Raw genomic sequence first — 25834 nt, 5'->3', positions numbered from 1 at the left:
GTGCCGCATGTCGATCTGTTGCTGATCGGAACCGGATCGGGCAACTCGATCCTCAGTGAGGAGTTCCGCGACCGGTCGGTGGCGATCGTCGAACGCGGCGTTTTCGGCGGTACCTGCCTGAACGTCGGCTGCATCCCGACCAAGATGTTCGTGCACACGGCCGATGTCGCAGCGACACCCGCCTCCTCGTCCCGGCTGGGAGTAGACGAGACGCTGGACCAGGTGCGCTGGCCCCACATCCGGGACCGGATCTTCGGGCGGATCGACCCGATCGCCTCGGGCGGGCGGGACTACCGCACGACCCACCCGGACAACGCACACGTCACCCTCTACGAGGGCACCGCACGGTTCACAGCGGAGCGGCAGGTGCAGATCGAGCCCAACGACGGCGGCCCTTCCCTCTCCCTGACCGCCGACCAGGTGGTGGTCGCCGCGGGTGGTCGACCGTACATTCCCAATATTCCCGGACTCGCCGACGTCCCATTCCACACCTCCGACACGATCATGCGACTCGAGGAGCTTCCGCGGCACCTCACCGTGGTCGGAGGCGGGTATGTGGCGACCGAGCTCGCGCACGTCTTCTCCTCGCTCGGGGTTGCGGTCACCGTGATCAACCGGTCCGGTGCGTTGCTGCGCGCCGAGGACGAGGAGGTCTCGGCACGGTTCACCGAGCTGGCTGACCTGAAATGGGACGTGCGGCTGAACACCACGGTGCGCCGGGTCGATCAGCACGGCAGTGCCCTGCGGCTCGAGCTCGCCGGACCGGAGGGCGAGACCACCCTGGAGACGGGCGAGCTGCTGCTGGCCGTGGGGCGGGTGCCGAACACGGACCTGCTTGACGCCCCGGCGGGTGGCCTGGCCATGAATCCGGCAGGTCTGCTGGTCGTCGATGAATACCAGCGCACCACGGTCGACGGTGTGTGGGCGCTCGGAGACATCTGCTCCCCGTGGGCTCTCAAGCACGTGGCCAACCACGAGGCCCGGATCGTCCAGCACAATGTGCTCCACCCCGAGAGCCCGCAGGCTGCTGATCATCGGTACGTCCCGCACGCGGTGTTCTCCTCCCCGCAGGTCGCATCTGTGGGGATGACGGAGAAGCACGCGCTCGCGCAGGGGATCGAGATCTCCGTGGCGCGGCAGGCGTATGCCGATATCGCCTACGGCTGGGCGATGGAGGACACCACCGGGTTTGCCAAGCTGGTCGCGGAGAAGGGCACCGGCCGGTTGCTCGGTGCCCACATCATCGGCCCGCAGGCGCCCACCCTGATCCAGCCACTCATCCAGGCGATGAGCTTCGAGCAGGACGTGCGAGAGATCGCGCGCGGCCAGTACTGGATTCACCCGGCGATGCCGGAGCTGGTGGAGAACGCGCTGCTGCAGCTCGACTGAGGGAGCGCATGCCCGTGCCGGCAAGGGCTGCCAGCAGCTTTGCCGGCCGACGCCTACTGGTAGGGGTTCTGTCCGTACGGTGATGGCGGAGGCGGCGGCTGCTGGCCGTACGCGGGTGGGCTCTGCTGGCCCGGCGGCTGCTGGCCGTAGGTGGGTGCGGGTGCGACAGGCGCCTGCGCTCCGTATCCGGCGGCCGGCGGCGGCGTCGAAACCGAAGGGCCCTGCCCCGTGGGGGCTGACTCGACTCCGCCTCGGGCAGCGATCTGCGCCGACTGCTTCGTGTGCCCCTCCTCGTCCTCGCCGATCGGCAGGGCGTACACGGCCGTGCCGTAGGCGCACACCTCCGAGAACGACTGCGCGATATCGCCGGTGTCGAAACGCATCCCGATCACGGCGTTCGCACCGCGCCGCTGTGCCTCGGAGACCATCCGGTTCATCACCTCCTGGCGCGACTCGTAGACGAGCTGGGTGTACTCGGTCACCTCTCCACCGCCGATGGAGCGGAAGCTGGCGACGAAGTTCTGCCCGATGTTGGCTGCCCGCACGGTCAGCCCCATCACCTCGCCCATGACAGCGTCGATCCGGTACCCGGGGATCTCGTTCGTGGTCACAACGATCATGACGCCATCCTGGCACCTGCACCCACCTGCGCACGAGGGCAACGCCACCCGGCCCTCGGCCACGGCAACCAGCGGCAACAGGTGACCGGACGCCGTCGGGGGATCCTAGGCTGCGAAGCAGTCGAACAAGGGAGATCAGGTGACGGGCGAAGTCCGGATCGGAATCATCGGATACGGCGCACAGGGGTCGGTGTACGCCCGGATGCTGGCGGCGGGGGAGATCACGGGAGCATCGCTCGGTGCCGTCGCCGACCATGACGCCGGCAGGCGCGCGGCTGCCGAGGAGGCGCACACGGGGGTCGCGCTCTTCGAGGACTACCCGAGCGTGCTGAGCAGCGGCGCGGTCGATGCCGTCATCACGACCATCCCGCACTACCTGCACCCCGAGGTCGCGATCGCGGCGCTGGATGCGGGCCTGCACGTGCTGGTGGAGAAGCCGGCCGGGGTCTACACGGCCCAGGTACGTGAGCTGAACGAGTTCGCCGCCACCAAGCCGGAGCAGACCTTCGCGATCATGTTCAACCAGCGCACCAACCCGCTGTACCGGCGCATCAAGGAGATCGTCGATGCCGGCGAGATCGGCAAGATCCGCCGGTCGAACTGGATCATCACCACCTGGTGGCGACCCCAGGGCTATTACGACCAGAGTGCATGGCGGGCCACCTGGGGTGGCGAGGGTGGTGGGGTGCTGGTGAACCAGGCCCCGCACCAACTCGACCTGTGGCAGTGGATCTGCGGAGTGCCGCAGTCGGTGTTCGCGAAGGCGGCCTTCGGGTTCCGCCGGGACATCGCCGTCGAGGATGAGGTGACAGCTGTCGTCGACTATGGCGACGGCGCTACCGGGGTGTTCATCACCGCCACCCACGACCTCATCGGCACCGACCGGTTCGAGATCCTCGGCGACAAGGGCAAGATCGTCGTCGACGGTTCGGCCACCGCCACGGTCACCCGGCTGAGCGAGGACGAGCGTGCCATCAGCGAGAGCGTGAGCGGCGACAACGTGCGCAAGATGTTCAAGGGACAGTTGCGCCTGGACGAGAAGCAGCAGACCGAGACGATCACCTTCGACTCGGCCTGGGGATCGCAGCACGCTGAAGTGATCCGCAACTTCGCCGCGCACATTCTCGACGGCGAACCTCTCCTCGCGCCAGGTTCGGACGGCATGAATGGAGTCCGGCTGGCCAACGCGATCCACCTCTCGGCGTGGTTAGGTCGTGAGGTGCCGCTGGACTTCGACGAGTCGGAGTACCTGGCCGAGCTGAACGCCCGGATCCGGGACGAGGGCAAGTTCCCCGAGCGTAGCTGACCTTCACGACACGTACTCGTGGGCTGAGGCGGCATCGTGCCGCACACCGACGGATCCGTGTCGATCCGGGTGCCGATGGAGGTTGCGCTCACTCTTCCTCACCGGTTACCCGGTAAGTGGTAGGTTACTCGGTAACCGACCGAGGGGGATGAATGTCCGTCAAGCAAGGGTTGCTCGCGCTCCTGAGCGTGGAGCCGATGGGCGTGGCGCAACTGCGCAAGGAGTTCGAAGGCCGCACCGGCGGCACGTGGCCGCTGAACATCGGGCAGGTGTACACCACGCTGCAGCGGCTCGAACGGGACGGGTTGGTCGAGCGGACCGACGATGCCGATGGGGACGGGGCCATCGAACGGTTCGTACTCTCCGCGGCGGGCCGGGATGCGGCCGAGGGATGGTGGCTCACCCCGGTTCGCCGCGGAACACCCGAGCGGGACGAGTTGGTGATCAAGGTCGCGCTCGCGGTCACCACGCCGGGAGTGCGCGTGCGGGACGTCGTGCAGCGCCAACGCACCGAGACGATGCGATCACTGCGCGACCTCACCCGGCTCAAGGCGGACGCCACCACCGACGGCAGGGTTGACGAACTCGCCTGGTCGCTCGTGCTCGACAACCACATCTTCGCCGCCGAGGCCGAACTGCGGTGGCTGGACCACATCGAGGCCAGGGCCGAGCGTGCCTCCGCGTTCCAGACCAGCGTGAGCCCGACGGCGGGCACTGCGGGCACTGCCGGCTCTGCCGGGTCTATGAGCGGGCGGGGGAGTGCCAGGAGCGCCGCGAGTCCCAGCCCCACGCTTGGCGAACGGAGCACGCGATGAGCGCCGGGCCGGTCGTGCTCCAGCTCGACGCCGTCACCCGCATCCATGGCGAAGGTGCTCAAGAGGTGCGGGCCCTCGACGGGGTGGACCTGACCGTGCGGATGGGCGAACTCGTCGCCGTCATGGGGCCCTCCGGATCCGGGAAGTCCACGCTGCTCCATCTGGCCGGCGGACTTGACACCCCGACCACTGGGACGGTGCGCCTGGCGGGGGATGTGATCTCGGAACTGGACGCCAAAGGCAGGGCGAGCCTGCGCCGTCGGCGGATTGGGTACGTGTTCCAGGACTTCAACCTCATCCCCGCCCTCACCGCGGCCGAAAACGTCTCCCTCCCGCGTGAGCTCGACGGCGTCCGGGCCCGTAAGGCACGACGCGAGGCGCTCGCAGCGCTTGACCAGGTGGACCTGCGCCCGCTCGCCAACCGCTTCCCGGACGAGATGTCCGGCGGGCAGCAGCAGCGGGTGGCGATCGCCCGCGCGCTCGTGGGTCCACGGAGGCTCGTGCTGGCCGACGAACCGACCGGAGCGCTGGACTCGACCACGGGTGAGGCGGTGATGACGGTGCTGCGCGCGCGTGTGGACGCCGGCGCCGCGGGGCTGCTGGTCACGCACGAGCCGCGGTTCGCCGCCTGGGCGGATCGCACCGTGTTCCTGCGCGATGGTGTGATCGTCGACGCCACCGAACCGGACGAACCCGAGCAGTTGCTCGCCGAGTCCGGCCGCCACCGGGGCGCCTGATGGGGGCGTGGGTCGCGCGGTGGCGGGCCGCGCTGCGTATCGCGCGTCGGGATGCCTGGCGGAACAAGGGGCGCACGGTGCTCGTGGTGTTGCTGATGATGCTGCCCGTAGCGGCGGGGACGTTCGCGATCGGTGCACTCAAGTCCAGCCGGCCGACGGCCGAGACGCAGATCACGGCGGCCATGGGGACACAGGCCCAGGCGCAGTTGGAGGTGGCCTGTCGCGGAGCTCGCGCACCGACCGAGCAGCAAATCAACGGCGGCGGCGTGTGCTTCCCCGACGGCCCTGATCTCGGTGAGCTCACGGAAGCAGAGCTGGTCGCTGCCCTCCCCGACGGCGACGGCGTCGTGGTCGGCTTCCTGGCGGCCACCGGCCTCCGCACGGACGAGGTATTGGTCGACAGCGTCGGAACTGTCGAGGTGGACGCTGCTCAAGTGCCGGGGCTAGTTGGAGACGTGGACGGGGATGCCATGCCCGGTCGGGCTGAGATTCTGCTCGGTCCCGGTGTGGCTGAGCGGCTGTCGGCTTCGCTCGGTGATGCGATTGAATTGGTGACCTACGAAGGGTCCGTGGTCGACGTTGAGGTGGTGGGCATCGGAGACCGCGGCCCTCGGGTTGTGGTCGGACCGGGGACCTTGCCGGACGGATACGGGTCGCGAACCTGGTTCGTCACCGGCGACGCACCCGTGACCTGGGCTGATGTCGTGGCTCTGAACGAGATCGGAGTGACGGCGATCAGCCGCGCAGTCCTCACCGACCCACCGCCGCCGGAGGACGTCTACGGTGGGCAATTCCAGCCTCCCGCGGACAACGCGATGCGGGTGGGAGGCGCAGTGCTGGCGGTCGTCGCACTCGGTCTGCTGGAAGTCGTCCTGCTGGTGGGACCAGCGTTCGCCGTCGGTGCCAAGCGCAGCGCTCGGACGCTCGCTCTGATTGCAGCGTCCGGTGGCCAGCCGCGTGATCTGCGCCGGATCGTGCTCGCCGGCGGCGTCGTGGCGGGCGTGCTCGCCGCGGTGGTCGGTGTGGCGGTCGGCACAGGCTGCGCACTCGCGGCGTACGAGATCCTGGAGCGCTCGGGCGAGCCGGTTCCCAACGTGGTGGTTCCGGTCCTGGAGCCGATGGTGATCGGCGTGATCGCGGTGCTTCTCGGACTTGCGGCGGCGTGGCTCCCGGCGCGTGCCGCGTCCCGGGCCGATGTGGTGACCGTGCTGGCGGGCCGTCGCGCGTTTCCGCCGACTCGTCGGAGGAGAGGGTGGATCTGGCTCGGGCTGGCAGCAGCCGGGATGGGGGCGGCGGTCATCGGTGCCATCACGTCCTGGACGATCCTGCTTGTGGTGGGAGTGGTGACGTTCGAGATCGGGCTGATCGTCGCCTCCGGAACACTCGTGGGGGTGGGGGCGAGGATCGCACCGCGGTTCGGCATCGCAGGCAGGTTCGCCCTGCGGGATGCCCACCGCAACCGCAGTCGCACCGCGCCGGCCGTGGCCGCGGTCCTCGTTGCCGTGGCTGCGGCCAGCGCCGGGCTGGTGTGGACGGCCAGCAGTGCCGAGGCAGAGAGGCAAATGTGGCGACCGGTGGCTGCAGACGGTACCGGGGTGCTCGGTCTGCACGGTGACACCACCGGGGGCGACCGTGCCGAGCAGTTCGACCAGGCAACTGGTGCCGTGACGGAATTGCTGCCGGACGCCGCCGTCACCCCGGTTCGGAAGTTGCGCCGCGACGTCACCCAGGAGACATCTGTCCGGCTCATGGCGATCGAGAATCCTGACGTCGCGTGTCCCGGCGGGCAGGAGGTCTGGCCAGGCGCCGACGACGATCGGTGTCGTTCGGACCCCAGCATGTACACCGGCATCAGCTTGCCCGACGGGGTCCTGGTCGATGACGGCAGCCTCGTATCGCTGATGGGCCTCGAAGGTGCCGACGCCGCAGCAGCGGCGCTGGCGGCGGGCGAAGTCCTGGTCAGCAGCCCGGACGACATCTGGGCGGACGGCCAGGCTCGTCTTCAGCTCATGGACCAGGCCGCCGATACGTTCGGTGCTGAGGTCGCGGTACCGGCGCACGTGGTCAACTGGGGAAAGGCGGAGTTCGCCCTGGTGATCCCACCCGACGTGGCTGATCAGTTCGTGGAGATCGCCGTCGAAGCGCCTGGTCCCGACGGTGAGGCGGAGGGCCCCTCGGTCTCCGTGGAGGTCGTGGGCGCGCTCGTCACAGGGGCCGAGATCAGCCAAGGAGACATCGATCGGCTGAACCGTCAGCTCAGCGAGATGGGTGAGGGGGTCACCTTTGCTGTGGAAGGGAACCAGTCCGGACCAGATGTGAGTTCCACGCTCCTGCTGCTCGTGGCAGCCGCGGTGGTGGTAGCGATCGCGGCCACTGCACTGAGCGTGGGACTGGCACTGGCGGACTCGCGGCCCGATCTGGCAACCCTCGCGGCGGTGGGTGCCAGTCCGCGGGTGCGTCGCCGGATGACAGCCGCACAGGCGGGCGTGATCGCGGGGATCGGCACAGTCGTCGGCGTGGTCTCGGGCGTTGCGCTCGGGTTCGTCTTCACCACGTGGCAGCAAGGAGACGTCTACACAGGCACCTATTGGGAGACGGTCGTCCCGTGGGAGTACCTCGTGTTGCTCCTCGTTGCGCTGCCCGCCCTCGCGATCATCGGCGGCTGGCTGTTCACCCGATCCCGGCTGCCGGCCATCCGCCGCGCGGCCTCCTGACTGCCGTGGGCGCGTGTGGAGGAGGGCCCGCGCGCCCACGGCGACCGTCCTCCGACCTACCGGGTCTCACGACGCGTTGCCGCGTTATGTCGCCACTTCCGTGATCGGGGCGACAGAACGGGGCAACGCACGCTCCGCCGTCGACGATCGCCCAGGACGACTTGCCTTGGTCGAGGCGGCCGCCGAGGTAGATCAGCCCTGGAGCCCGTACGCTGCGGCGATCTCCTTCGACCCGGGCCAGCCGGAGTAGGTGGGGCGCTGGGGCCAGCCGGCAGGGGAGTCCTGCCACTCCTCCTGCCGTCCGTAGGGGAGTAGATCGATGAGCGGGAAGGTGTGCGTGAGCTGCTCAGTGCCGCGCCCGTTGGTGTGCCAGGTGCGATAGACGTCCTCGCCGTCGCGCAGGAAGACGTTGACGGCGAAACCGCCACCGGAGGGAGCGTCCATGTCCGCGCCGAAGTCGCTCTGGGCGGTGGAATACCAGGTCATCCGGTTGCCGACCTTCTCGGCGTAGGTGAGCGCCTCCCCGATCGGGCCCTGGGTGACGATGACGAACCGCGCGTCGTAGCTCTCCAGGAACTCCAGGCGGGTGAATTGTGAGGTGAACCCCGTGCAGCCGGGGCACTGCCACTCGGCACCCGGGTTCCACATGTGGTGATAGGTGATCAGCTGGGACTTTCCATCGAAGATGTCAGCGAGTCGGACTGGTCCGTCGGCGCTGTCCAGCGTGTACTCGGGCAACTTCACCATCGGCAGTCGCCTCCGCTGCGCCGCGATCGCATCGAGCTCGCGGGTGGCCGCCTTCTCTCGCGCACGCAGATCAGCGAGTGCTGCGCGCCATTCGTCCGAGGACGCTATCGGCGGGCGGGTGTGCGTGGTCATCACTCTCAGCTCCCTCAGATGTGAACATCGTGAACATCGGCTATGTTGACACTGTAGACATGCGGGCGAGGGGAGGCAAGAGATGGCGGCGGACGTGGCGACGTATCACCACGGCAACCTCCGCGCCGAGCTGCTGGAGGCCGGACTCACCCTGGTCCGCACCGGAGGGCCGGAGGCTCTCTCGCTGCGGGAAGCGACACGCGCGGTCGGCGTGACGCCGAGTGCCGCCTACCGGCACTTCGGTAGCCGGAACGCTCTGCTCGCAGCGGTCTCGTCCGCCGTGCACGACCGCATGGCTGAGGCGATCCTGCGGCAATGGCCTGAGCAGGAGGGGCGCGCCTGGGACCGGCTCTACGCGGTCGGGATGGGCTACATCGAGTTCGCGCTTGCCGAACCGGGCTGGTTCGCCGCGTTCTTCACCGAACCTGGCGACGGCGACCGGTCGCCTTCCCGGGTGCCACCCCCGTTCGCTCTGCTCACCGAGGCGCTCGACGGGATGGTCGAGGCCCGGCTCCTCACCCCGCAGACGCGCCTCGGGGCCGAATGGCCCTGCTGGGCGGCCGTGCACGGGTTCGCCCAACTCGCCATTGCGGGACCGTTGCGTGGTCGCTCGGACCTCGAGTTGCGCGACCTGGCAGATCAGACGGTACGGGCCGCGATCGAGGGAGTCAGCGCCCGCAGCTGATGCTCCCTTCGGCACCGGCGATGCTCCCAGCCGGCATGGGCGGCGCTCGGGTACTGTCGGGCCCATGAGCTGCTGCGTGAACCGCCGTCAGGTCCTCATGGCTACCGGATCCGGGGTCGCTGCGCTGACGTTGGGGGCCTGCTCCCAGCCGGCACCGGATCCCGGAGAGGTGGGCGCCGGAACGATGTTGATATCGCTTACCGAGGTCGCCGTGGGGGAGGCGAAAGCGGTCACGACGGCGGATGGCGCGGAGATCATGGTCGTACGCTCCGCGGAGGATCAGGTGCACGCGTTCTCCGCGATCTGCACCCATCAAGGCTGTTCGGTGCGTCCCGAGGACGGTGAGCTTTACTGCCCGTGCCACGGTTCGCGCTTCGACCAGAGCACAGGTGAGGCGACCGATGGGCCCGCCGAGGACCCGCTGCTCGAGGTTGCCGTCACGATCGAGAACGGCAACGTCGTCACCGCCTGACCGAAATCACACGTCGATCTGGCTACAACTCGCCCGCCCTCCACCGGAATCACACGTCGAATTGGTTGCTCTCAGGACGCCAGGCGCTCAGCCAGCGCAGCTCGGATCTCGGCAACCACCTTCCAGGGAAAGACGGTGACCTCCTCCCACGTGAGGTGTAGCACCCGGTACCCCGCCCGGCGGAGCAGGCGATCGCGCTCCTCATCTCCGGCGGACGTGTGGTACTGCTCGCCGTCGAACTCCACCACCAGCCGCGCGTCAGGAAAGAGAACGTCCGCGCGTGCGAGGATCCGTCCCTCGAACCGGATCGGGACATCGGCCAGCCACCCGGTGATCCCGGCATCGTGGAGCACCTCATGCAGCCGCTGCTCACCCACGCTCAGCGCTCCTGTCGCCGCACCTTCCGCCAATTCCCGCAGCCGGACCACCCCTGTCATGCCGAATCGATGCAGGATCCGTTCGCTGAGGTCGTCAGGTCCGATCAGCTCGCGGGTTCGGACCCAGGCGAGCAGGCTCCATGCTTCGTCCTCAGGTAGGCGAGCCAGGCAGTCGACGATCGTCGTGTGAAGGTCGGTGGTGGGTACTCCATGCAGCCGGATCGCTTGGCGACCGTGACGATAGGTGCTTGGTCTGAGGTTGAGTCGCGGTTTGCGTGTGTCCGGCATGAGTACATGGGCGACGCCGTCGTCTGTCACGGGTAGGCCGTGCAGGAGTGCCGCGGTGCGCAGGCAGAGGATCGCCTGTGGCCAGGTGAGCACGGCCCCGATCGCGCGGTGCAGCACTGAATCCCGATCCTCGCATCGAACGATGGAACTGCCGCACAGTCGAACCCATTCCTCCGTGGCGAGTTTGTACCGAAGCACCGCGCGACTCACTCCGGCCGCTGCCGCCATCGGTGGCGTGAAGGTGCCGAGCGTGTCCGGGAAGGCGCGCCGGGGGTCGAAGTCCACCCTGCGACGATGCCTCCTCGGCCAGGAGACGTGTATCGCGAGTGCGACCGGGTTGTGGACACGACGACATTGCGCGTGGCCTGTGGAGACTCCCCTCTGCCGGAATTGAACGTCGAATTGGTTGCTCCCGGAGTAGCCAGTTCGACGTTTGATTCCGGCAGGGGCGGGGAGGAGTAGCCAGATCGACGTGGGATTTCGGCCGGGCGGGTGGGGCTGTAGCCAAATCGACGATTGATTTCGCTAGGGGGCGTTGGCCTCCAGAAACGCGTAGACCTCGGCGTCATCCACGCCGGGGAACCGGCCAGCCGGTAGCGGAGCGAATACCTGGGAGTGAGCGACCGCGCTCGGCCAGGAGGCCTCCTTCCAGCGATCGGTGAGCGCGGCGTCCGGGCGCCGGCAACAGGCCTCGTCCGGGCAGGTCGAGGCGGCCCGACGGCGGGTCTCGCGCCCCCGGAACCACTTGGCCTCAGCGAACGGCACGCCGACGGTGATGGAGAACTCCCCGGACTCGGTGCTCCCGGTCTGGGTTGAGCACCAGAAGGTCCCGTTCGGGGTGTCGGTGTACTGGTGGAACTCGGTGGTCCGGATGCGCCGTTCGAAGGCCGCGCGCGCCGCCCAGTGCCGGCACACATACTGTCCCTCGATGGCACCCGTCACATCCGCGGGAAGTCCCACGCCGTCGTTCTCGTACCCCTTCACGAGGGTGCCGTCCTCGCCGACCCGGAGAAAGTGCACCGGGATCTGCAGATGCGAGGTGCCCAGGTTCGTGAATCGCATGGCCGCCGCCTCGTGCGTGACCCCGAACGCATCCCGGAAGTCCTCGATCGCGATGTCCTTGCCGCGTTTGCGCGGCTCCAGATGCTCCAGCGCCGCCGAACGCGGAATCAGGCAGGTCGCGGCGAAGTAGGTGATCTCCAGGCGCTGCCGCAGGAAGTCTGCGTAGCTCACCGGCTGGGTGTGCCCAAGGACCCGGTGCGCGATTGCCTGCAGCGCGAGTGACCGGAGCCCGTGACCGCCCGGGATCGACGCCGGCGGTAGATAGATCCGACCGTTCTCGAGGTCGGTGACCGTCCGCGTGGAGTGCGGCAGGTCGGGCGTGTGCACGATCTCGAAGCCGAGGGTGCGCGCCATCTGGGCCACCGTCGAGTGCGTCAGGGCACCCACCGTGTACCCAGCCGCCCGCACCGTCTGCTCGCCGATCTCCTCGATCTCGGGCAGGTAGTTGTCGCGCCCGCGCATCCACTCACGCAACTCGGTGTGGGCTCTGCGGGCCTCTTCTGGGGTGGCGATCGCCTGGGCCTCCCGGCGCGCGATCTCCTGGTGCAGGCCCACGAGCTGTTCGAGCACCGGCAGTGACAACGACTTGCTTGCTCGCACGTGCGGCAGCCCCAGACGCGCGAAGAGGGATCCCGCCTGGGCATGCTCGAGAGCGATCTCCAGCTCGGCGCGGCGGTCCGGCGGCGGACCGGGATCGAGGAGATCGGAGGTGGGCACGTCAAGCACCGTCGCGATCGCGGTGAGCAACGTCAGCCGTGGCTCCCGGCGCCCGTTCTCGATGTGGGAGAGCTGGCTCGGGGTTGACCCGGAGCGCTCTGCGAGCTCAGCCAGGGTGAGCCCGGCGCTGGTGCGGGCATGGCGGATGCGTTTGCCGAGCATCAGCGGGTCGAGCCCGGCATCGCTGGAACGGTCATCACGACCCTGTGCCTCCGGCGACCTCGCTCGCCCAGGCATCGCCGCCCGGCCCTCGCCCTGGGAAGAACTGCGTCGAACTGCCATGACTTGACGATAGTGCAAGAACAGCGAAAGTTGCATCGCCCGAATGCGACCTTTTGGCCGATTCTCGCGACACAGTAGCCATACAGGCGCGAACGAGCGGATATGAGAGGAACAGCATGACCAGCACCCTGGACGCCCGACCGTCTCCCCACGCACTCCGTCCCGTCGGCGAGTCCGCGCTCCCGACACCGCGACGAGAGGCGGGGGAGTCCATGCCCCGCGGGCTCGGTGCGGCCGAACAGTTCGTGGCCGATATCGCGGCGCTGACACAGCCCGATGCGGTGGTCTGGTGTAACGGTTCCGACGCTGAGCACGCCCGCCTGATCGGCCAGATGATCGATGCTGGAACACTCGTCCCGCTGAATCCGGATCTGCGCCCGGACAGTTTCCTCGCCCGCTCCGATCCGCGGGATGTTGCCCGTGCGGAGTCGGCCACCTTCATCTGCTCGGCACGTGAGGAGGACGCCGGACCCACGAACAACTGGGCCGAGCCGACCCAGATGCGCAACACCCTGCATGAGGTATTCACCGGATGCATGCGCGGGCGCACGCTCTACGTGGTTCCCTTCTCGATGGGTCCCGTCGGTGGTCGCCTCTCCCAGGTGGGGATCGAGATCACCGACTCGCCCTACGTCGTCGCGAGCATGCGCATCATGACCCGGATAGGGGCACCCGCGATGAGGGAGATCGCCGCGGGAGCCCGCTGGGTGCCTGCCGTGCACTCGGTCGGGATGCCGCTGGTCACCTCCGGTGGCACGCGGGTCCAGGACGTGCCCTGGCCGTGCAGTGAGACCAAGTACATCACCCACTTCCCCGAGGGCCGGGAGATCTGGTCCTTCGGTTCTGGCTACGGCGGGAACGCGCTCCTGGGAAAGAAGTGCTACGCGCTGCGCATCGCCTCGGCTATCGCCCGCGACGAAGGCTGGCTCGCCGAGCACATGCTGCTGATCCGCCTCACCCACACCGATGGCCGCCGCTACCACGTGGCCGCCGCGTTCCCCTCCGCCTGCGGCAAGACCAACCTTGCGATGTTGCGATCGGTACTGCCCGAGTGGACGGTTTCCACGTTCGGTGACGACATCGTCTGGATGCGGCCCGGCACGGACGGGCGGCTGTGGGCGATCAACCCCGAGGCAGGGTTCTTCGGCGTCGCCCCCGGCACCGGGGAGTCGACCAACCCGACGGCGGTGCGCACCCTGACGCAGAACGTCATCTTCACGAACGTCGCACTCACCGACGACGGCGACGTCTGGTGGGAAGGACTCACCGACTCGCCGCCGGCGCACCTGACCGACTGGCAGGGACAGGAGTGGACCCCGGAGATCGCCGCCGAGACCGGCCGCACGGCCGCCCACCCCAACGCCCGCTTCACCGTCGCAGCCGAGCAGTGCCCGCTCATCGACTCCGACTGGGAAGACGGCGACGGAGTGCCGGTGGACCTGATCCTCTTCGGGGGTCGGCGCGCCAGCAACGTCCCCCTGGCCGCACTCGCGCGGGACTGGCATCAAGGGGTGTTCTACGGCGCGACCATCGCCTCGGAGCGCACCGCCGCCGCAGAGGGCACCGTCGGTGAGCTGCGACGGGACCCCTTCGCGATGCTTCCCTTCTGCGGTTACCACATGGCCGACTACTGGGCTCACTGGCTGCAGGTTGGCGACTCGCTGACACGGCCGCCGGCTGTGGCCGCGGTGAACTGGTTCCGCAAGGGACCCGACGGCCAGTTCCTTTGGCCCGGGTTCGCTGAGAACATCCGTGTGCTCGACTGGTTGCTACGTCAGAGTGAGGGTCAGGTGCCAGGGCGAGCCTGCGCCGTCGGGACCCTACCTGAGCCGGAGGAGCTGAACCTCGACGGGCTCGAGCTCGACCCGGCCGATCTGCGGGAGGTGCTGCGCGTCGACGCAGCGGGCTGGACGAGCGAGGCAGACGGGATCGCTGACTACTTCACGAGCATGGGCACCGCGGTGCCGAAGGTGCTGTGGGAGGAACTGGCCCGGCTACGAGCGGCGCTGGCAGCGCAGACGGCTCAGCCCAGTTCGAGGTAGTGCTCGGCCAGCGCCGGCCAGTAGTCGGACCAGTCCGGCGCGGGCGCACCGGTGCGGGCCGCGACCAGACGGTCCAGGTAGTAGTCCCAGCCGGGCCCGATCGTGCGGATCTCCTCGCCCTGCTCCAGCAGGTGAGCGAAGACGATCTGGGTGCAACCGTCGACTTCCTGCAGATCGACGCGTAGCCGCCAGGTCCCGGCCTCGCTCGCCAGCTCGATCAGCAGCCTGTGCGGCGCCTGGCAGTCGATGACGGTGACCTGCTCGGGTTCGGCGCTCTCCTCGGCGTTCATCGTGAATGTGACGACGCTGCCCTCGGTGACGTCCTCGCCTGACCATGTCCCGATCCAGGCGGCGGTGCCCTCGGGCGTGGCGAAGCAGGACCAGACGTCATCGATCGGCTCGTCCAGTGCGCGCTCGAACACCAGCTCCAGTCCGGCGTCGTCGTCGCGGAGATATCCAGTGGCATCCATGCCTCCATCTTCTCCGATCGTGAGCGGACGTGCTGACCCACCAGCGGGAGCGCACCGCGGGCGCTCACCTCAGTACCGGGCGCAGGGCGCACTAAGGTGGGGGCCGACGACAGAGGGAGGTCGGCGATGAGCCAGCAGTCACCGGACGGATACGGTCACCAGGTCAACGGGTACGGTCAAGCGGGTCAGGGTGGCTATGCCCCCGGACAACCTGCCTACGGGTATTCAACAGCAGGGGCTCAGCCCAACTACGGGTACCCAGCTGACGGTGCCCAGGCCGCCTACGGACAGCCACAGCCAGGACCCGGTGCGCCCGGTGCGCCTGGAACACCCGATGCGCCCGGGACGCCGATGCGGTACACGGCACGCGCCTCGGGCCCGGGCCTGTTCGACACCACGTTCGCGAGTTCCACGATCCGCTCCACGGCCAAGACGGCGTTCGTCGCCGTGATCCTGCTCGCCGGCGGGCTCGCATTCACTGGCATGTTCTCGGCGATCGCCGATTTCTCCCAACTGCGCTACGGCGGTTTCGGGCTCGTGCTCTACGGACTCAGCGACCTGGTGCTGTACGGGGCGCTGGCCTTCGCCGTCCTGGTGTTGGGCCGGTTGCTGATCGATCACGTGGTGCAGTCGGCCAACGAGCGAGAGGCCGTGGCCGCCGCACGCGAGAAGGACACTGACGACTGATCGGCACTGAGCGGTCGCGACCTGCTGACGCGAGCGATCAGTGGCGGCCGAGGATCGCTGAACTGAGCGCCTCCACTGGTTCGCGTGCAGCGCGTGGGTTGTCCACCAGTGTCATATCGATATCCCCGAGTTCGGGCAGCCCGGACGAGGCGGGCATGATCACCAGGTCCGCAGGGACGAGACTCTGCGCCATCACGGTCACGCCCAGCCCCGCCCGCACTGCCGCGAGCACCCCGTGGATCTCGCGGGTGGTGCATGTGACCCGCCAGGTGCGACCGGCTCGCTCGAGCACGCCGGTCGCGGTGTTCCGGGATGGACTCGGGTTCGGGTAGGTGATCAGGGGCACGATGTCCCCGGCGTCGAGGGCGGTGCTCTCGAGCCCCACCCAGGCGAGCCGGTCCCGGCGGACCAGCCGTCCTGTGGTCTCGTCGGGGAGCTGCTTGATGAACACCAGGTCCAGGTGCCCGGCCAGCAACCGCCGGTGGAGGACCAGTGACTGCGCCACGGTGAGTTCCATCGTGATCTTGGGGTGCAGCTGGCGGAACTCCCGCAGGATGCGGGGCAGTTGGGTCAGGGCGAGGTCGTCGGCGGCGCCGAATCGCAGTCGCCCGGTCATCGCCGACCCTGTGAAGTATGCGGTCGCCTGATCGTGCGCGGCCAGGATGGTTCTTGCGAAGCCGGCCATCGCGTGTCCGTTGTCGGTCAATGAGACCTCGTGGGTGTCCCGCAGGACGAGTCGCCGGTTCGCCGCCTTCTCCAGGCGTGCGACGTGTTGACTGACCGTGGGTTGGCTGATCCCGAGACGCTGTGCGGTGCGGGTGAAGCTGAGCGTCTCGCTCAGAGTGAGGAACGTGCGGAGCTGGGCGGGTTCGAACAAGGGGACCTTCTCGATTGGTCAACGATCTGACCACGATAGGACCGGCTATTGATCAGCGCAATGGCTCTTATAGGCCGTATGCGTTGGATTAATGACGGCGGCTCTCCGTACCGTAGAACTGGTCGCCCTGATCTGGGCGAGACCTGACCTGCTCACACCCTTCGTTCTCGAGGAACTTTCCGTGCGCTCGGCTCACTCAGCCCCGACAGCCACCCCACCCGCCGACTCCGCCAGCCCCACCGACGCCGCCAACGTGCTCGACCCGCGGACGGCCCGGACCCGCCAGTGCGAACCTGCCGAGACGCCTCGGCAATCCGAGCCGCATCGGGTGCGGCCCGGTCGCAAGCCGTCGTCCGTGCTCGCTGCCCTGCGGGTGCGCAACTACCGCTTCTACGTCGGTTCCATGGCCCTGACAAGCACATGCGGTTGGGCGGCCCGCGTGGTGCAGGACTGGCTGGTGCTCGAGCTCAGCGGCTCAGCCGCCCTGGTCGGCCTCACCGTGGCCCTCCAGTTCGCCCCGATGCTGCTCTTCGGTCTCTTCGGCGGGGTGCTGGCCGACCGGTACGACCGGCGCCGAATTCTCACGATCACCCAGTCTCTGTTCGGGTTGTTCACCCTGGTGCTCGGTGTGCTCACGGTGATCGGCGTGGTCCAGGTGTGGCACGTGTTGCTGGCCGCGTTCGCCGGCGGCATGACAATCGTCGTGGACAACCCCGCGCGTCAAGCATTCCTGCATGAGATCGCCGGTCCGGAGCACCTGCGCCGCGCGATCAGCCTCAACACCTCAGTGTTCCAGCTGGGAGCCCTCATCGGTCCGGCCTTCGCTGCCGGCCTGATCGCCCTGGTCGGCAATGGCTGGGCGTTCATCGCGAACTCGATCGCCTGCGGCGTGGCTGCCTGGTTCATCTTCTCGATGCGCCGTTCGCAGATGTACCCGGCACCTCGGGTACCCCGTGCGAAGGGGCAGTTGCGTGCCGGGCTGCAGCACGTGCGGCACCGGCCCGAGATCCTGTGGACCTGCGTTCTCGTCGGGTTCGTGGCGCTCACCGGGGTCAATATGGCGACTGTGCTTGCCGCCTACGCCGACGAGGTGGTTCAGATCGGCGCGAGTGGCTACGGGCTCCTGACCTCCACCCTCGCGCTCGGGGCAATCACGGGTGCGATGCTCGCCGGGCGTGCGCGGCGGCTGCGCCTCCGTACCTTGGTGCTCGGTGCGGTCGTTCTCGGCTTGTTGCAGCTGGTGGCAGCCGCGGTCGGAAGTGTGTGGCTGTTCCTCGTGGTGCTGTACTTGATGGGCATGACCTGCCTGCTGTACCTCACCCGCAGCAACACGATGGTGCAGACCAATGCTGACCCGGCAATGCGTGGCCGGGTGCTCTCTCTGTACGTGCTCATCAACATGGGAGCGCAAGCCGCCTCCGGTCTCATCATCGGCGCGGTCATCGAGCTTGGCGGCGCCCACTGGGGACTGGCCGCCTGTGCTGCCGGTCCACTCCTCGGTGCTGTGGTGGTGGGAATCATCCTCGCCCGCCGCGGCCACCTGCGGCCCGTGCTGCGTCGTGCGGATCTGCACGCCGGACGCTGGCACGCGCCGGGTGTGCGGTTGGACTTCGAGCCACGCTCGGGTCTGGCACACGTCGCCTGATCCACTCCCTTCCCGCCGAGCGCTGAGTTGCTCGGCGTTTCGGGCTCAGACGCCGAGTACGTCAGCGCTCGCCGTCGGGGGCACGCAGATCGGCGACGCTGAGATCGGAACGCCACCCTCGCCACCGGGGATGGCGCAGCCGCCCGGCACGCGACCACTCGCCGAACTCCACCTCGGCCACCTGCTCCGGGCGCAGCCAGTGCGCCCCGCGGGCATCGGGTGCGGGGACGTCGTCGAACGGTGGCTCACTGATCTCCAGGGGAGCAAACCGCTCCACCCACGCCCGCGTCTCCTTCTCACTGAAGCCCGTGCCCACCCGGCCCACATAGCGCCAGCCGCCCTCCGCCGTCGGCACTCCGAGCAGCAGACCTCCGACGGAACCTGCCCGCCCGCCCTGACCGGGGCGCCATCCGCCCACGACCACCTCCACGGACTCGGTGTGCTTGAGCTTGACCCACCCGCTCGAGCGGCGCCCCGGCAGGTACCGCCCCTCGGGTCGCTTGGCCACGACGCCTTCCAGGCCCCAGGTGCGGCTGGCCTTCATCGCCGCGTCCAGATCGCCTTCGAAGGCCGGAGGTACCTGAATCCGAGTGCTTGGCCGCACCTGATCGGAGAGGATCTCCCGGCGGCGCCGGTACGGCTCGTCGGTCACGGGCACCCCGGCCACCTCGAGCACGTCGAAGAGCATCAGGTGCACCGGCCGACGGGCGGCGAGCGATCGTGCCTCCGACTCCCGGGAGACCTGCATCCGCGGTTGGAGGAGTTCGAAGGACGGCCTGCCGTCCTTGGTGAGCGCGACGACCTCACCGTCCAGCACGGCATCACCCTTGACGGCGTCGGCGAGCTCGGCCAGCTCCGGGTAGGAGGCAGTGATGTCCCGGCCGCTGCGAGCCCACAGCCGCACGGTCCCGCCCGCTACGCGCGCGATACATCGCTGCCCATCCCATTTCATCTCCATCGCCCAGTCGGGACCGACGTCGGCAGGGGAGCCCGGGGAGGCGAGCATGGGTGCCGGAGGTCTGCCCTCCGGCGCCCGGTCGCCAGCACGCGTGGTTACAGGCGGTGCGCGTCGCACCGGGGTGGGCAGAGCGCGCGACCGAGCGCCCGGCCCTGAGTCCGGCCCTGTGTCCGGCGTCGAGATCCCGGCAGCGAGAGGTACAGCGGCGCGCCCGGCCGGATCCTCCGACCGGCCAGCGTGCGTCCGGCCGGTCATCAGGTGCAGGAGCCAGTGCCGCTTCTCCTCGGGCGTCTCGGCCCGGGAGCCGGTGTGGATCAGGGCGAAGGTCGACGTCTGCCCGGTGCTGGAGGCCAGTCCACCGTCCGGCAACCCCGTGAGGGCAACGATCAGCTCAGCGCCCACGCGCCACTTGAGCACCTCGTAGGTCCCGGTGTCCCAGATGGTCATCTCCCCAGCGCCGTACTCGCCGCGCGGGATCGTGCCCGAGAAGGTCAGGTACTCCATCGGGTGGTCCTCGGTCTGGACCGCCAAATGCTGCCGCGTCGGGTCCGTCGGCATCCCCTTCGGAACCGCCCAGCTGACCAGCACGCCATCATCGGCCAGCCGCAGGTCCCAGTGCAGACGGCTGGCGTGGTGTTCCTGGATGACGAACACCCGCTCTCCATCGGGCAGTGGTGAGACATCGGGTACCGGTTCGGGCGTACGGGCCGGGTCGCGCATGGCGCGGTAACTGGTGAGCGCATCTCCTGCGATGTCGCTCGTGCCGGTTGTCCCCATCGCATGTGCACGACGCTCGAGCGCTGCCATCGGGTCAGCGAAGTCACCGGTCTGGCCGGCGACCCGCTCAAGCACCTGGGTCATCTCCAGCTGCCGCAACCCGGGGTCCTCGAGCTCGGTCCAGGTGCGTGGCACAGCGACTGTCGGGTGCTCACGCCCCCGCAGCGAGTAGGGCGCCACCGTGGTCTTGTTCGGGTGGTTCTGACTCCAGTCGATGAACACCTTGCCCGGCCGGGCCACCTTCGCCATCTGCGCAGTGACGACGTCCGGATGGTCCGCCTCCAGGCTCACCGCGAGCTCGCGGGCCAGCCCCCGGATCTGCTCGGCATCGTGACCGCCGTCCAGCGGGGCATACAGGTGAATACCCTTCGAGCCGCTGGTGACGGGCACACAGTCCCATCCCAGACCGGCGAGCACATCGCGGATCCACCGCGCCACCTCGGCCACCTCCGGAAGGGAGACGCCCGGCCCCGGGTCGAGGTCAAACACGATCCGGTCCGGATGGCGGGGCCGGCCGGTGGAGTCGAAGCGCCACTGGGGCACGTGAATCTCCAGTGCGGCCATCTGCGCCAGCCACACCAAGGTCGCGCGATCGTTGACCAGCGGGTAGGTATTGGTGTGATCGGAGTGGGCCAGATCCGCCCGTGCCACCCAGTCCGGCGTCCCCGAGTCGAGGTTCTTGGTGAAGAACACCTGACCGGGGTCGGCAGCGGTGCCGACCCCGTTGACCCACCGTTTGCGCGTCGCGGGCCGGCCCGCGCAGTGCGGGACCATCACCGCAGCGATCTCGGAGTAGTACCCGATCACCTCCGCCTTGGTGGTGCCGGTGGCCGGGTAGAGGACCTTGCCGAGGTTGGTCAGGCGCAGGCGGCGCCCGTCGACCTGGGCGATCGTCTCGGTGCGGGCCATGGGGCTATCGTGACGCATCGAGGTCTCCTACGGTGGCACGAGGGCACTCCGGGCTCGCGGGCAGCGGCTGGGGCGTGTGTACTGGTGTGGGAACGGAAGGAGCGAGCATGAGGGCGATCTGGAAGGGGTCGGTCACCTTCGGGCTGGTCAACGTCCCTGTCTCGGTCTACAGCGCCACTGAGAGTCACGACGTCAAGCTGCACCAGGTTCACGACGCTGACGGCGGACGCATCCGCTACCAGCGCAAGTGCGAGCAATGCGGTGAGATCGTGCCGTATGAACACATCGACAAGGCGTACGTCGATGATGAGCAGACCGTGATTCTCACCGACGAGGACGTCGCGACCCTGCCGGCCGAACGTAGCCGCGAGATCGATGTGCTGGAGTTCGTCCCTTCCGACCAGGTCGAGCCGGTCATGCTCGACTCGTCCTACTACCTCGCGCCCAGCTCCAACTCGGCGAAGTCCTACGTGCTGCTGCGTCGCACACTCGAGGAATCCGATCGCACCGCCATCGTCTCCTTCACACTGCGTCAGAAGACGCGGCTCGCGGCCCTGCGCGTGCGCGGCGAGGTGCTGATGCTGCAGACCCTGCTGTGGGCAGACGAGGTCCGGGCCCCCGAGTTCGAGTCGCTGGAGAGCGACGTGAAGGTCAGCGCCAGGGAGCTCGAGATGTCGGCGGCGCTGGTGGCCGCCTATGAGAAGGACTTCGTACCCGCCGAACATGAGGACGAGTACCAGATCCAGCTCCGCTCGCTCATTGACGCGAAACTCGAGAAGGGTGAGGGGTACACGGCTGAGGAGACCGTGGAGGAGGAGTCGGGTGAGGTGCTCGACCTGATGGAGGCCCTCCGGCGCAGTGTCGAGGCGAGCCGCGGTTCGCGTGGGAAGCAAGGCGATGCCGACAGTGCTGACGGTGCCGCAGAGACCGACGAGGCTGACGAGGATTCCGGTTCCGGCGAGCCGAGCAAGCCTGTGCGCGCATCCCGACGGCGGTCCAAGAGCGCCTAGGGGGGGGGCGCCTCCCGCCTGAGGCGCGGTGGTGAGCCCACCGTCGCCGTCCTGGCGTTGCTCCGCCTGCTCGGCTGAACCCAGGAGTAGGATGGACAGCGTTCTCCGAGGTGGGGGACCGGCGCTCACGGGTACAGGTACAGGCTGACGCGGCCGATGCCGGGCGCTCGACGACGACCTCGAGGAGGCCCACTCCGCTCATGCCGTCTGACCATCCCGGCCGGCAACGCACCGACCCATCCACCAACAGGACCGACACCTCGACCGACTCGCCTTCCCGCTCGGCCGGCCACACGGCCACCGAGACCGCGGATTCCGCGGTAGGCGCCACGGCAGCCGCCTCGTCTTCCGCCCGCCCCGGTTCCACTCCGATGGCGCCGAGTGCGCTGCCACCGAGCACCGCAGTCGTGGCGACGCTCGCCCGGCTCTATCCGTTCTTCCGGCCGGCCATCCCGCGTTTCGTCGCCGGGATGCTCTGCGCGTTGGGTGCGAGCCTGTGTGCCCTCGGTATCCCGCAGGCCCTGCGCTGGGCCGTCGACGGCCCGCTCATGGGTGCCGTCGGAAGCTCCGACCGCACCGGCATCTGGCAGGCGATCGCCCTGGTCCTGGGCCTCGGCATGCTGGAGGCGGGGCTGATCGCCGCCCGCCGTGCCTTCATCCTCATCCCGGGAACCAAGGTGGAGGCGAGCATGAGGCTCGCCCTGTTCCGCCACCTGCAGGATCTGCCGAGCGCGTTCCATGACCAGTGGCCCGGTGGGCAGCTGCTCTCCCGCTCGATGTCGGACCTGGGCATGCTGCGACGCTGGTTGTCCTTCGGCCTGGTGATGCTCGTCGTCAACACAACCACGATCGCCGTCGGTATCGGGCTGATGGTCCACGGCGGGGGCTGGCTCGGCATTGCCTACCTGGCCGGTGCCCTGCCGGTGATCTGGTTCTCCTACCGGTTCTCCTCCCGCTTCCGGCGCATCTCCCGGCTCAGCCAGGACCAGGCCGGTGACCTCGCCACCACGGTGGAGGAATCGGTCCACGGGATCCGGGTCCTCAAGGCGTTCGGGCGCGGCCGCGAGGCGTACCAGAACTTCTCCGTGCAGGCCGACCAGCTGCGCCGAACCGAGATGAACAAGGCTCGCACCCTGGGCGCCTTCACCTTCGCCATCACCGCGATCTCGGAGGTGATGCTGGGGTTGTGCCTGCTCGCCGGTGTGTGGCTGGCCATCGAAGGGCAGATCAGCGTCGGTGACCTGGTCGCGTTCTTCGCCACGGCCGTCGTGGTGGCCGGACCGGTCGAACAACTGGGGCACCTGGTCTCGATGACCCTGTACGCCAAGACGGCCGTCGACCGCTACTTCGAGGTGCTCGACAGCCCGAACACGGTCGCCGACCCTGAGCACCCCCGGCGACCGGACGAGGTGCGCGGGCAGGTTCAGTTCGACGGGGTCCACTTCTCCTACCCGGATGAGCCGACACCGGACCAGGCCTGGCGAGACCCGGACCGGCCCCGCGAACGTCCACGCACAGAAGTCCTCGACGGGATCGACCTCGAGATCCGCCCGGGGGAGACGATGGCACTCGTCGGCCTGACCGGCTCCGGCAAGTCGACCCTCATCTCGCTCGTGCCCCGCCTGTTCGACGTCACCGCCGGTGCCGTGCGCATCGATGGTGTCGACGTGCGGGACTACTCGCGCCACCACCTGCGTGAGATCGTCTCGATCGCATTCGAGGACTCCACGCTGTTCTCGGCGACCGTTCGCGAGAATGTCCTCCTCGGCGCACCGCAGGGCCACGACGGCGAGGAGGACCTGCAGCGTGCGCTCACCGTGGCGCAGGCCCAGTTCGCCCATGCTCTTCCCCGCGGCGTGGACACCACCATCGGGGAGGAGGGCCTGAGCCTCTCAGGCGGACAACGGCAGCGGCTCGCGCTCGCCCGTGCCGTGGCGGCCCGGCCCCGCGTGCTGGTGCTCGACGACCCGCTCTCCGCGCTGGATGTGGCCACCGAGGAGGCCGTGACGGCGCAACTGCGCCAGGAACTGGCCGGAACCACGACGCTTGTGGTGGCCCACCGACCGTCGACGGTGGCCCTCGCCGACCGAGTGGCCGTGCTCCAGGACGGGCGTATCAGCGCGGTCGGGACTCACACCGACCTGCTGGCCACGCACGAGCATTACCGGTTCGTCATCTCCAGCCTCGTCGATCCAACCAGCGCCGGTCCCGAGGACGCGGCGGTGCCGCCGAGCACGCGCTCTGCCGAGGTGGGGTTCTGATGCGCGCCGTTCCGGTGACCCCGCGCGGGGTCACCGACGAGGAGAACAGCCACCTCGATCGGGCCGACTCCCGCCTCGTGCGCCGCCGATCGTTGCGTCTGCTGGGCAGCCTGCTCTCCCCGCTCAAGCGGCTGTTCATCGTCACGGTCGTCCTGGTGGTCGCTGCGCAGGCGGCCAAGGCCGCTGGTCCGGCCCTGATCGCACGCGCCATCGACGTCGGGATCCCCGCAGCCCAGGACGGTTCCTGGGGCCCGGCCGTACTGACGGGCGCGATGTACGTCGTCACTGCCCTGGTGGCTGGTGCGGCCACCGCCGGGTACATCCGCCTCGCGGCTCGGGTGAGTCAGTCGATCCTGCTGGACCTGCGTCAGCGCGTGTTCCGTCAGACGCAGCGGCTGAGTCTGGAGTTCCACGAGTCCTACACCTCGGGCCGCATCATCTCCCGGCAGACCGCTGACCTGGACGCGCTCAAGGAACTGCTCGACTCGGGTATCACCTCGCTGGCCTCGGGCTTCCTCTACATGATGTTCGTGGGCATCTCACTGTTCCTGCTGGACTGGCAGGCAGGTCTGGTGCTGCTGGTGGCCGTGATCCCGGTGTGGCTGATCACCCGCTGGTTCCAGAAGCGTTCTCAGGTGTTGTACCGGATCTCGCGTGTGGCCTCGGCCCGGCTGATCGTCAATTTCGTCGAGACGATGACCGGGATCCGGGCGGTGCACGCCTTCCGCCGGGAAGACGCCAACAACCGGACCTACGCGGATCTCACGGAGGAGTACCGGCACAACAACGCGCGCACGATGGGCCTGAACGGCATCTACGATCCGGCGCTGCAGCTCACGGGCAATGTCACCGTGGCGGTAGCCATGGCGTTCGGCGCCTTCCGGGTGCTGGACGGTCAGCTTGAGGTGGGTGTGCTGATCGCGACCCTGCTCTACACGAAGCGGTTCTTCCAGCCGGTCGGGCAGATGGCGATGTTCTACAACTCCTTCCAGTCCGCTGCGGCAGCCCTGGAGAAGATCTCCGGGCTCCTGGAGGAGGTCCCGACCGTACGTCAGGCCGAACGGCCCGTTCCACTCCCGACGGCGTCCGGTCACCTCCGCTTCGAGCACGTGCGTTTCGGCTACGGGCGAGACAGCGTCGTGCTGCCCGACCTGGACCTGGACGTCCCGGCCGGGCAGACGGTGGCGTTGGTGGGGCAGACCGGAGCCGGCAAGTCGACGGTGGCGAAGCTGGTGTCTCGTTTCTACGACGTCACCGGCGGCCGCCTGCTGCTCGACGGCGTGGACCTGCGGGAGGTGACGATGCGGGATCTGCGGCGAGCTGTGGTGATGGTGACGCAGGAGGCCTACCTGTTCTCGGGTACGGTCCGCGACAACATCGCCCTGGCGCGCCCCGACGCCGACGATGCGGCGATTGAGGCGGCTGCCCGGGCGGTCGGTGCGCACGATTTCATCACCGCGCTGCCCGAGGGGTACGACACCGACGTCAACAAGCGCGGTGGCCGGGTCAGTGCCGGGCAACGGCAGCTGATCTCGTTCGCCCGGGCGTTCCTCGCCGACCCTGCCGTCCTCATCCTGGACGAGGCGACCAGCTCGCTGGACATCCCCGGTGAGCGACTCGTACAGCGAGGGTTGCAGACGCTGCTGGCCGACCGGACGGCAATCATCATCGCCCACCGGCTGTCGACAGTGGCGATCGCCGACCGGGTACTGGTGATGAGCGAGGGGCGCGTGGTCGAGGATGGTGCACCCGAGGACCTCATCGGAGGTACCGGGCGCTTCGCGGCCCTCCACCAAGCGTGGCAGGACTCCCTGGTCTGAAGCACCGCTGCTCCACTTCGCCGATCTGGCTGTGG

The 25834-nt window shown here is 68.6% G+C and carries 20 protein-coding genes; 13 read left to right on the top strand and 7 right to left on the bottom strand.

The window, feature by feature from the left end; all coding sequences use genetic code 11:
- On the top strand, positions 1–1389 hold the full coding sequence (locus tag IM660_RS11345; RefSeq protein ID WP_193495586.1) for a mycothione reductase: 1389 nt from the start codon (positions 1–3) through the stop codon (positions 1387–1389).
- Positions 1390–1442: 53 nt separating this feature from the next.
- On the opposite strand, the gene IM660_RS11340 is transcribed toward IM660_RS11345, so the two are convergent.
- Positions 1443–2009 carry a YbjQ family protein gene (locus IM660_RS11340; RefSeq protein WP_193495584.1) on the bottom strand — a complete coding sequence of 189 codons (567 nt, stop codon included), beginning with the start codon at positions 2007–2009 and terminating at the stop codon, positions 1443–1445.
- Between the two features lie 139 nt (positions 2010–2148).
- On the opposite strand from IM660_RS11340, the gene IM660_RS11335 reads away from it, so the two are divergent.
- The 4 genes from IM660_RS11335 (at position 2149) to IM660_RS11320 (ending at position 7581) form a co-directional block, all read left to right on the top strand.
- Complete coding sequence (locus tag IM660_RS11335; protein WP_193495582.1) at positions 2149–3315, top strand: Gfo/Idh/MocA family protein; 1167 nt, start codon at positions 2149–2151, stop codon at positions 3313–3315.
- 152 nt (positions 3316–3467) lie between these two features.
- Positions 3468–4130 carry a PadR family transcriptional regulator gene (locus tag IM660_RS11330; RefSeq protein WP_193495580.1) on the top strand — a complete coding sequence of 221 codons (663 nt, stop codon included), beginning with the start codon at positions 3468–3470 and terminating at the stop codon, positions 4128–4130.
- Positions 4127–4867 (top strand): ABC transporter ATP-binding protein, encoded by a 741-nt coding sequence (locus IM660_RS11325; RefSeq protein WP_193495578.1) that lies wholly within the window; start codon positions 4127–4129, stop codon positions 4865–4867. Before IM660_RS11330 ends, IM660_RS11325 begins: the two co-directional genes overlap by 4 nt.
- Positions 4867–7581, top strand: coding sequence for an FtsX-like permease family protein (locus IM660_RS11320; protein WP_193495577.1), 2715 nt, complete (start codon positions 4867–4869; stop codon positions 7579–7581). Before IM660_RS11325 ends, IM660_RS11320 begins: the two co-directional genes overlap by 1 nt.
- 192 nt (positions 7582–7773) lie before the next feature.
- On the opposite strand, the gene IM660_RS11315 is transcribed toward IM660_RS11320, so the two are convergent.
- Positions 7774–8460, bottom strand: a complete 687-nt coding sequence (locus IM660_RS11315; protein WP_193495575.1) for a DUF899 domain-containing protein — start codon at positions 8458–8460, stop codon at positions 7774–7776.
- 82 nt (positions 8461–8542) lie between these two features.
- Here IM660_RS11315 and IM660_RS11310 point away from each other — a divergent pair, with 82 nt between their 5' ends.
- Positions 8543–9145, top strand: coding sequence for a TetR/AcrR family transcriptional regulator (locus tag IM660_RS11310; RefSeq protein WP_193495573.1), 603 nt, complete (start codon positions 8543–8545; stop codon positions 9143–9145).
- 64 nt (positions 9146–9209) lie between these two features.
- Positions 9210–9617, top strand: coding sequence for a QcrA and Rieske domain-containing protein (locus IM660_RS11305; protein WP_193495571.1), 408 nt, complete (start codon positions 9210–9212; stop codon positions 9615–9617).
- Positions 9618–9688: 71 nt separating this feature from the next.
- On the opposite strand, the gene IM660_RS11300 is transcribed toward IM660_RS11305, so the two are convergent.
- Positions 9689–10567, bottom strand: coding sequence for a DUF559 domain-containing protein (locus IM660_RS11300; RefSeq protein ID WP_193495569.1), 879 nt, complete (start codon positions 10565–10567; stop codon positions 9689–9691).
- Positions 10568–10807: 240 nt separating this feature from the next.
- Entirely contained in the window at positions 10808–12223 is a 1416-nt protein-coding gene (locus IM660_RS11295; protein WP_246465305.1) for a helix-turn-helix domain-containing protein, read from the bottom strand.
- Between the two features lie 236 nt (positions 12224–12459).
- Between IM660_RS11295 and IM660_RS11290 the strand changes: the two genes are divergently transcribed.
- Positions 12460–14385: a phosphoenolpyruvate carboxykinase (GTP) gene (locus IM660_RS11290; RefSeq protein ID WP_425503829.1), complete on the top strand. Its 1926-nt coding sequence runs from the start codon at positions 12460–12462 to the stop codon at positions 14383–14385.
- Here the strand turns inward: IM660_RS11290 and IM660_RS11285 are convergent.
- Positions 14367–14855 carry an SRPBCC domain-containing protein gene (locus tag IM660_RS11285; protein WP_193495568.1) on the bottom strand — a complete coding sequence of 163 codons (489 nt, stop codon included), beginning with the start codon at positions 14853–14855 and terminating at the stop codon, positions 14367–14369. The two genes, IM660_RS11290 and IM660_RS11285, sit on opposite strands and share 19 nt — an antisense overlap.
- 126 nt (positions 14856–14981) lie before the next feature.
- On the opposite strand from IM660_RS11285, the gene IM660_RS11280 reads away from it, so the two are divergent.
- Entirely contained in the window at positions 14982–15542 is a 561-nt protein-coding gene (locus tag IM660_RS11280; RefSeq protein ID WP_193495566.1) for a hypothetical protein, read from the top strand.
- 37 nt (positions 15543–15579) lie between these two features.
- Here the strand turns inward: IM660_RS11280 and IM660_RS11275 are convergent, their stop codons facing one another.
- Complete coding sequence (locus IM660_RS11275; protein WP_159620515.1) at positions 15580–16419, bottom strand: LysR substrate-binding domain-containing protein; 840 nt, start codon at positions 16417–16419, stop codon at positions 15580–15582.
- Positions 16420–16510: 91 nt separating this feature from the next.
- Between IM660_RS11275 and IM660_RS11270 the strand changes: the two genes are divergently transcribed.
- A complete protein-coding gene (locus IM660_RS11270) occupies positions 16511–18064 on the top strand; it encodes an MFS transporter (RefSeq protein WP_193495564.1) in 1554 nt (517 codons plus the stop codon).
- A 61-nt stretch (positions 18065–18125) separates the two neighbouring features.
- On the opposite strand, the gene IM660_RS11265 is transcribed toward IM660_RS11270, so the two are convergent.
- Entirely contained in the window at positions 18126–20708 is a 2583-nt protein-coding gene (locus IM660_RS11265; RefSeq protein ID WP_193495562.1) for an ATP-dependent DNA ligase, read from the bottom strand.
- A 107-nt stretch (positions 20709–20815) separates the two neighbouring features.
- Here IM660_RS11265 and ku point away from each other — a divergent pair, with 107 nt between their 5' ends.
- The 3 genes from ku to IM660_RS11250 all read left to right on the top strand — a co-directional run bounded on the left by ku (position 20816) and on the right by IM660_RS11250 (position 25799).
- A complete protein-coding gene (gene ku / locus IM660_RS11260) occupies positions 20816–21718 on the top strand; it encodes a non-homologous end joining protein Ku (protein ID WP_193495560.1) in 903 nt (300 codons plus the stop codon).
- A 371-nt stretch (positions 21719–22089) separates the two neighbouring features.
- Complete coding sequence (locus IM660_RS11255; RefSeq protein WP_193499368.1) at positions 22090–23979, top strand: ABC transporter ATP-binding protein; 1890 nt, start codon at positions 22090–22092, stop codon at positions 23977–23979.
- On the top strand, positions 23979–25799 hold the full coding sequence (locus IM660_RS11250; RefSeq protein ID WP_193495558.1) for an ABC transporter ATP-binding protein: 1821 nt from the start codon (positions 23979–23981) through the stop codon (positions 25797–25799). Before IM660_RS11255 ends, IM660_RS11250 begins: the two co-directional genes overlap by 1 nt.
- The last annotated feature ends 35 nt before the right edge of the window (positions 25800–25834 follow it).

The sequence above is a fragment of the Ruania alkalisoli genome, assembly GCF_014960965.1.
Classification (GTDB): Bacteria; Actinomycetota; Actinomycetes; order Actinomycetales; family Beutenbergiaceae; genus Ruania; species Ruania alkalisoli.
This window is presented reverse-complemented; position numbering and strand designations above follow the sequence as displayed.

What these genes read in the sequence shown, in the direction of transcription:
- IM660_RS11310 (WP_193495573.1), top strand. Translation starts at nt 8,543, where the DNA reads ATGGCGGCGGACGTGGCGACGTATCACCACGGCAACCTCCGCGCCGAG.
- IM660_RS11290 (WP_425503829.1), top strand. Translation starts at nt 12,460, where the DNA reads ATGACCAGCACCCTGGACGCCCGACCGTCTCCCCACGCACTCCGTCCC.
- IM660_RS11305 (WP_193495571.1), top strand. Translation starts at nt 9,210, where the DNA reads ATGAGCTGCTGCGTGAACCGCCGTCAGGTCCTCATGGCTACCGGATCC.
- IM660_RS11295 (WP_246465305.1), bottom strand. Translation starts at nt 12,223, where the DNA reads ATGCTCGGCAAACGCATCCGCCATGCCCGCACCAGCGCCGGGCTCACC.
- IM660_RS11270 (WP_193495564.1), top strand. Translation starts at nt 16,511, where the DNA reads ATGACGGCGGCTCTCCGTACCGTAGAACTGGTCGCCCTGATCTGGGCG.
- IM660_RS11340 (WP_193495584.1), bottom strand. Translation starts at nt 2,009, where the DNA reads ATGATCGTTGTGACCACGAACGAGATCCCCGGGTACCGGATCGACGCT.
- ku (WP_193495560.1), top strand. Translation starts at nt 20,816, where the DNA reads ATGAGGGCGATCTGGAAGGGGTCGGTCACCTTCGGGCTGGTCAACGTC.
- IM660_RS11325 (WP_193495578.1), top strand. Translation starts at nt 4,127, where the DNA reads ATGAGCGCCGGGCCGGTCGTGCTCCAGCTCGACGCCGTCACCCGCATC.
- IM660_RS11285 (WP_193495568.1), bottom strand. Translation starts at nt 14,855, where the DNA reads ATGGATGCCACTGGATATCTCCGCGACGACGACGCCGGACTGGAGCTG.
- IM660_RS11315 (WP_193495575.1), bottom strand. Translation starts at nt 8,460, where the DNA reads ATGACCACGCACACCCGCCCGCCGATAGCGTCCTCGGACGAATGGCGC.
- IM660_RS11255 (WP_193499368.1), top strand. Translation starts at nt 22,090, where the DNA reads ATGGCGCCGAGTGCGCTGCCACCGAGCACCGCAGTCGTGGCGACGCTC.
- IM660_RS11330 (WP_193495580.1), top strand. Translation starts at nt 3,468, where the DNA reads ATGTCCGTCAAGCAAGGGTTGCTCGCGCTCCTGAGCGTGGAGCCGATG.
- IM660_RS11280 (WP_193495566.1), top strand. Translation starts at nt 14,982, where the DNA reads ATGAGCCAGCAGTCACCGGACGGATACGGTCACCAGGTCAACGGGTAC.
- IM660_RS11320 (WP_193495577.1), top strand. Translation starts at nt 4,867, where the DNA reads ATGGGGGCGTGGGTCGCGCGGTGGCGGGCCGCGCTGCGTATCGCGCGT.
- IM660_RS11250 (WP_193495558.1), top strand. Translation starts at nt 23,979, where the DNA reads ATGCGCGCCGTTCCGGTGACCCCGCGCGGGGTCACCGACGAGGAGAAC.
- IM660_RS11265 (WP_193495562.1), bottom strand. Translation starts at nt 20,708, where the DNA reads ATGGCCCGCACCGAGACGATCGCCCAGGTCGACGGGCGCCGCCTGCGC.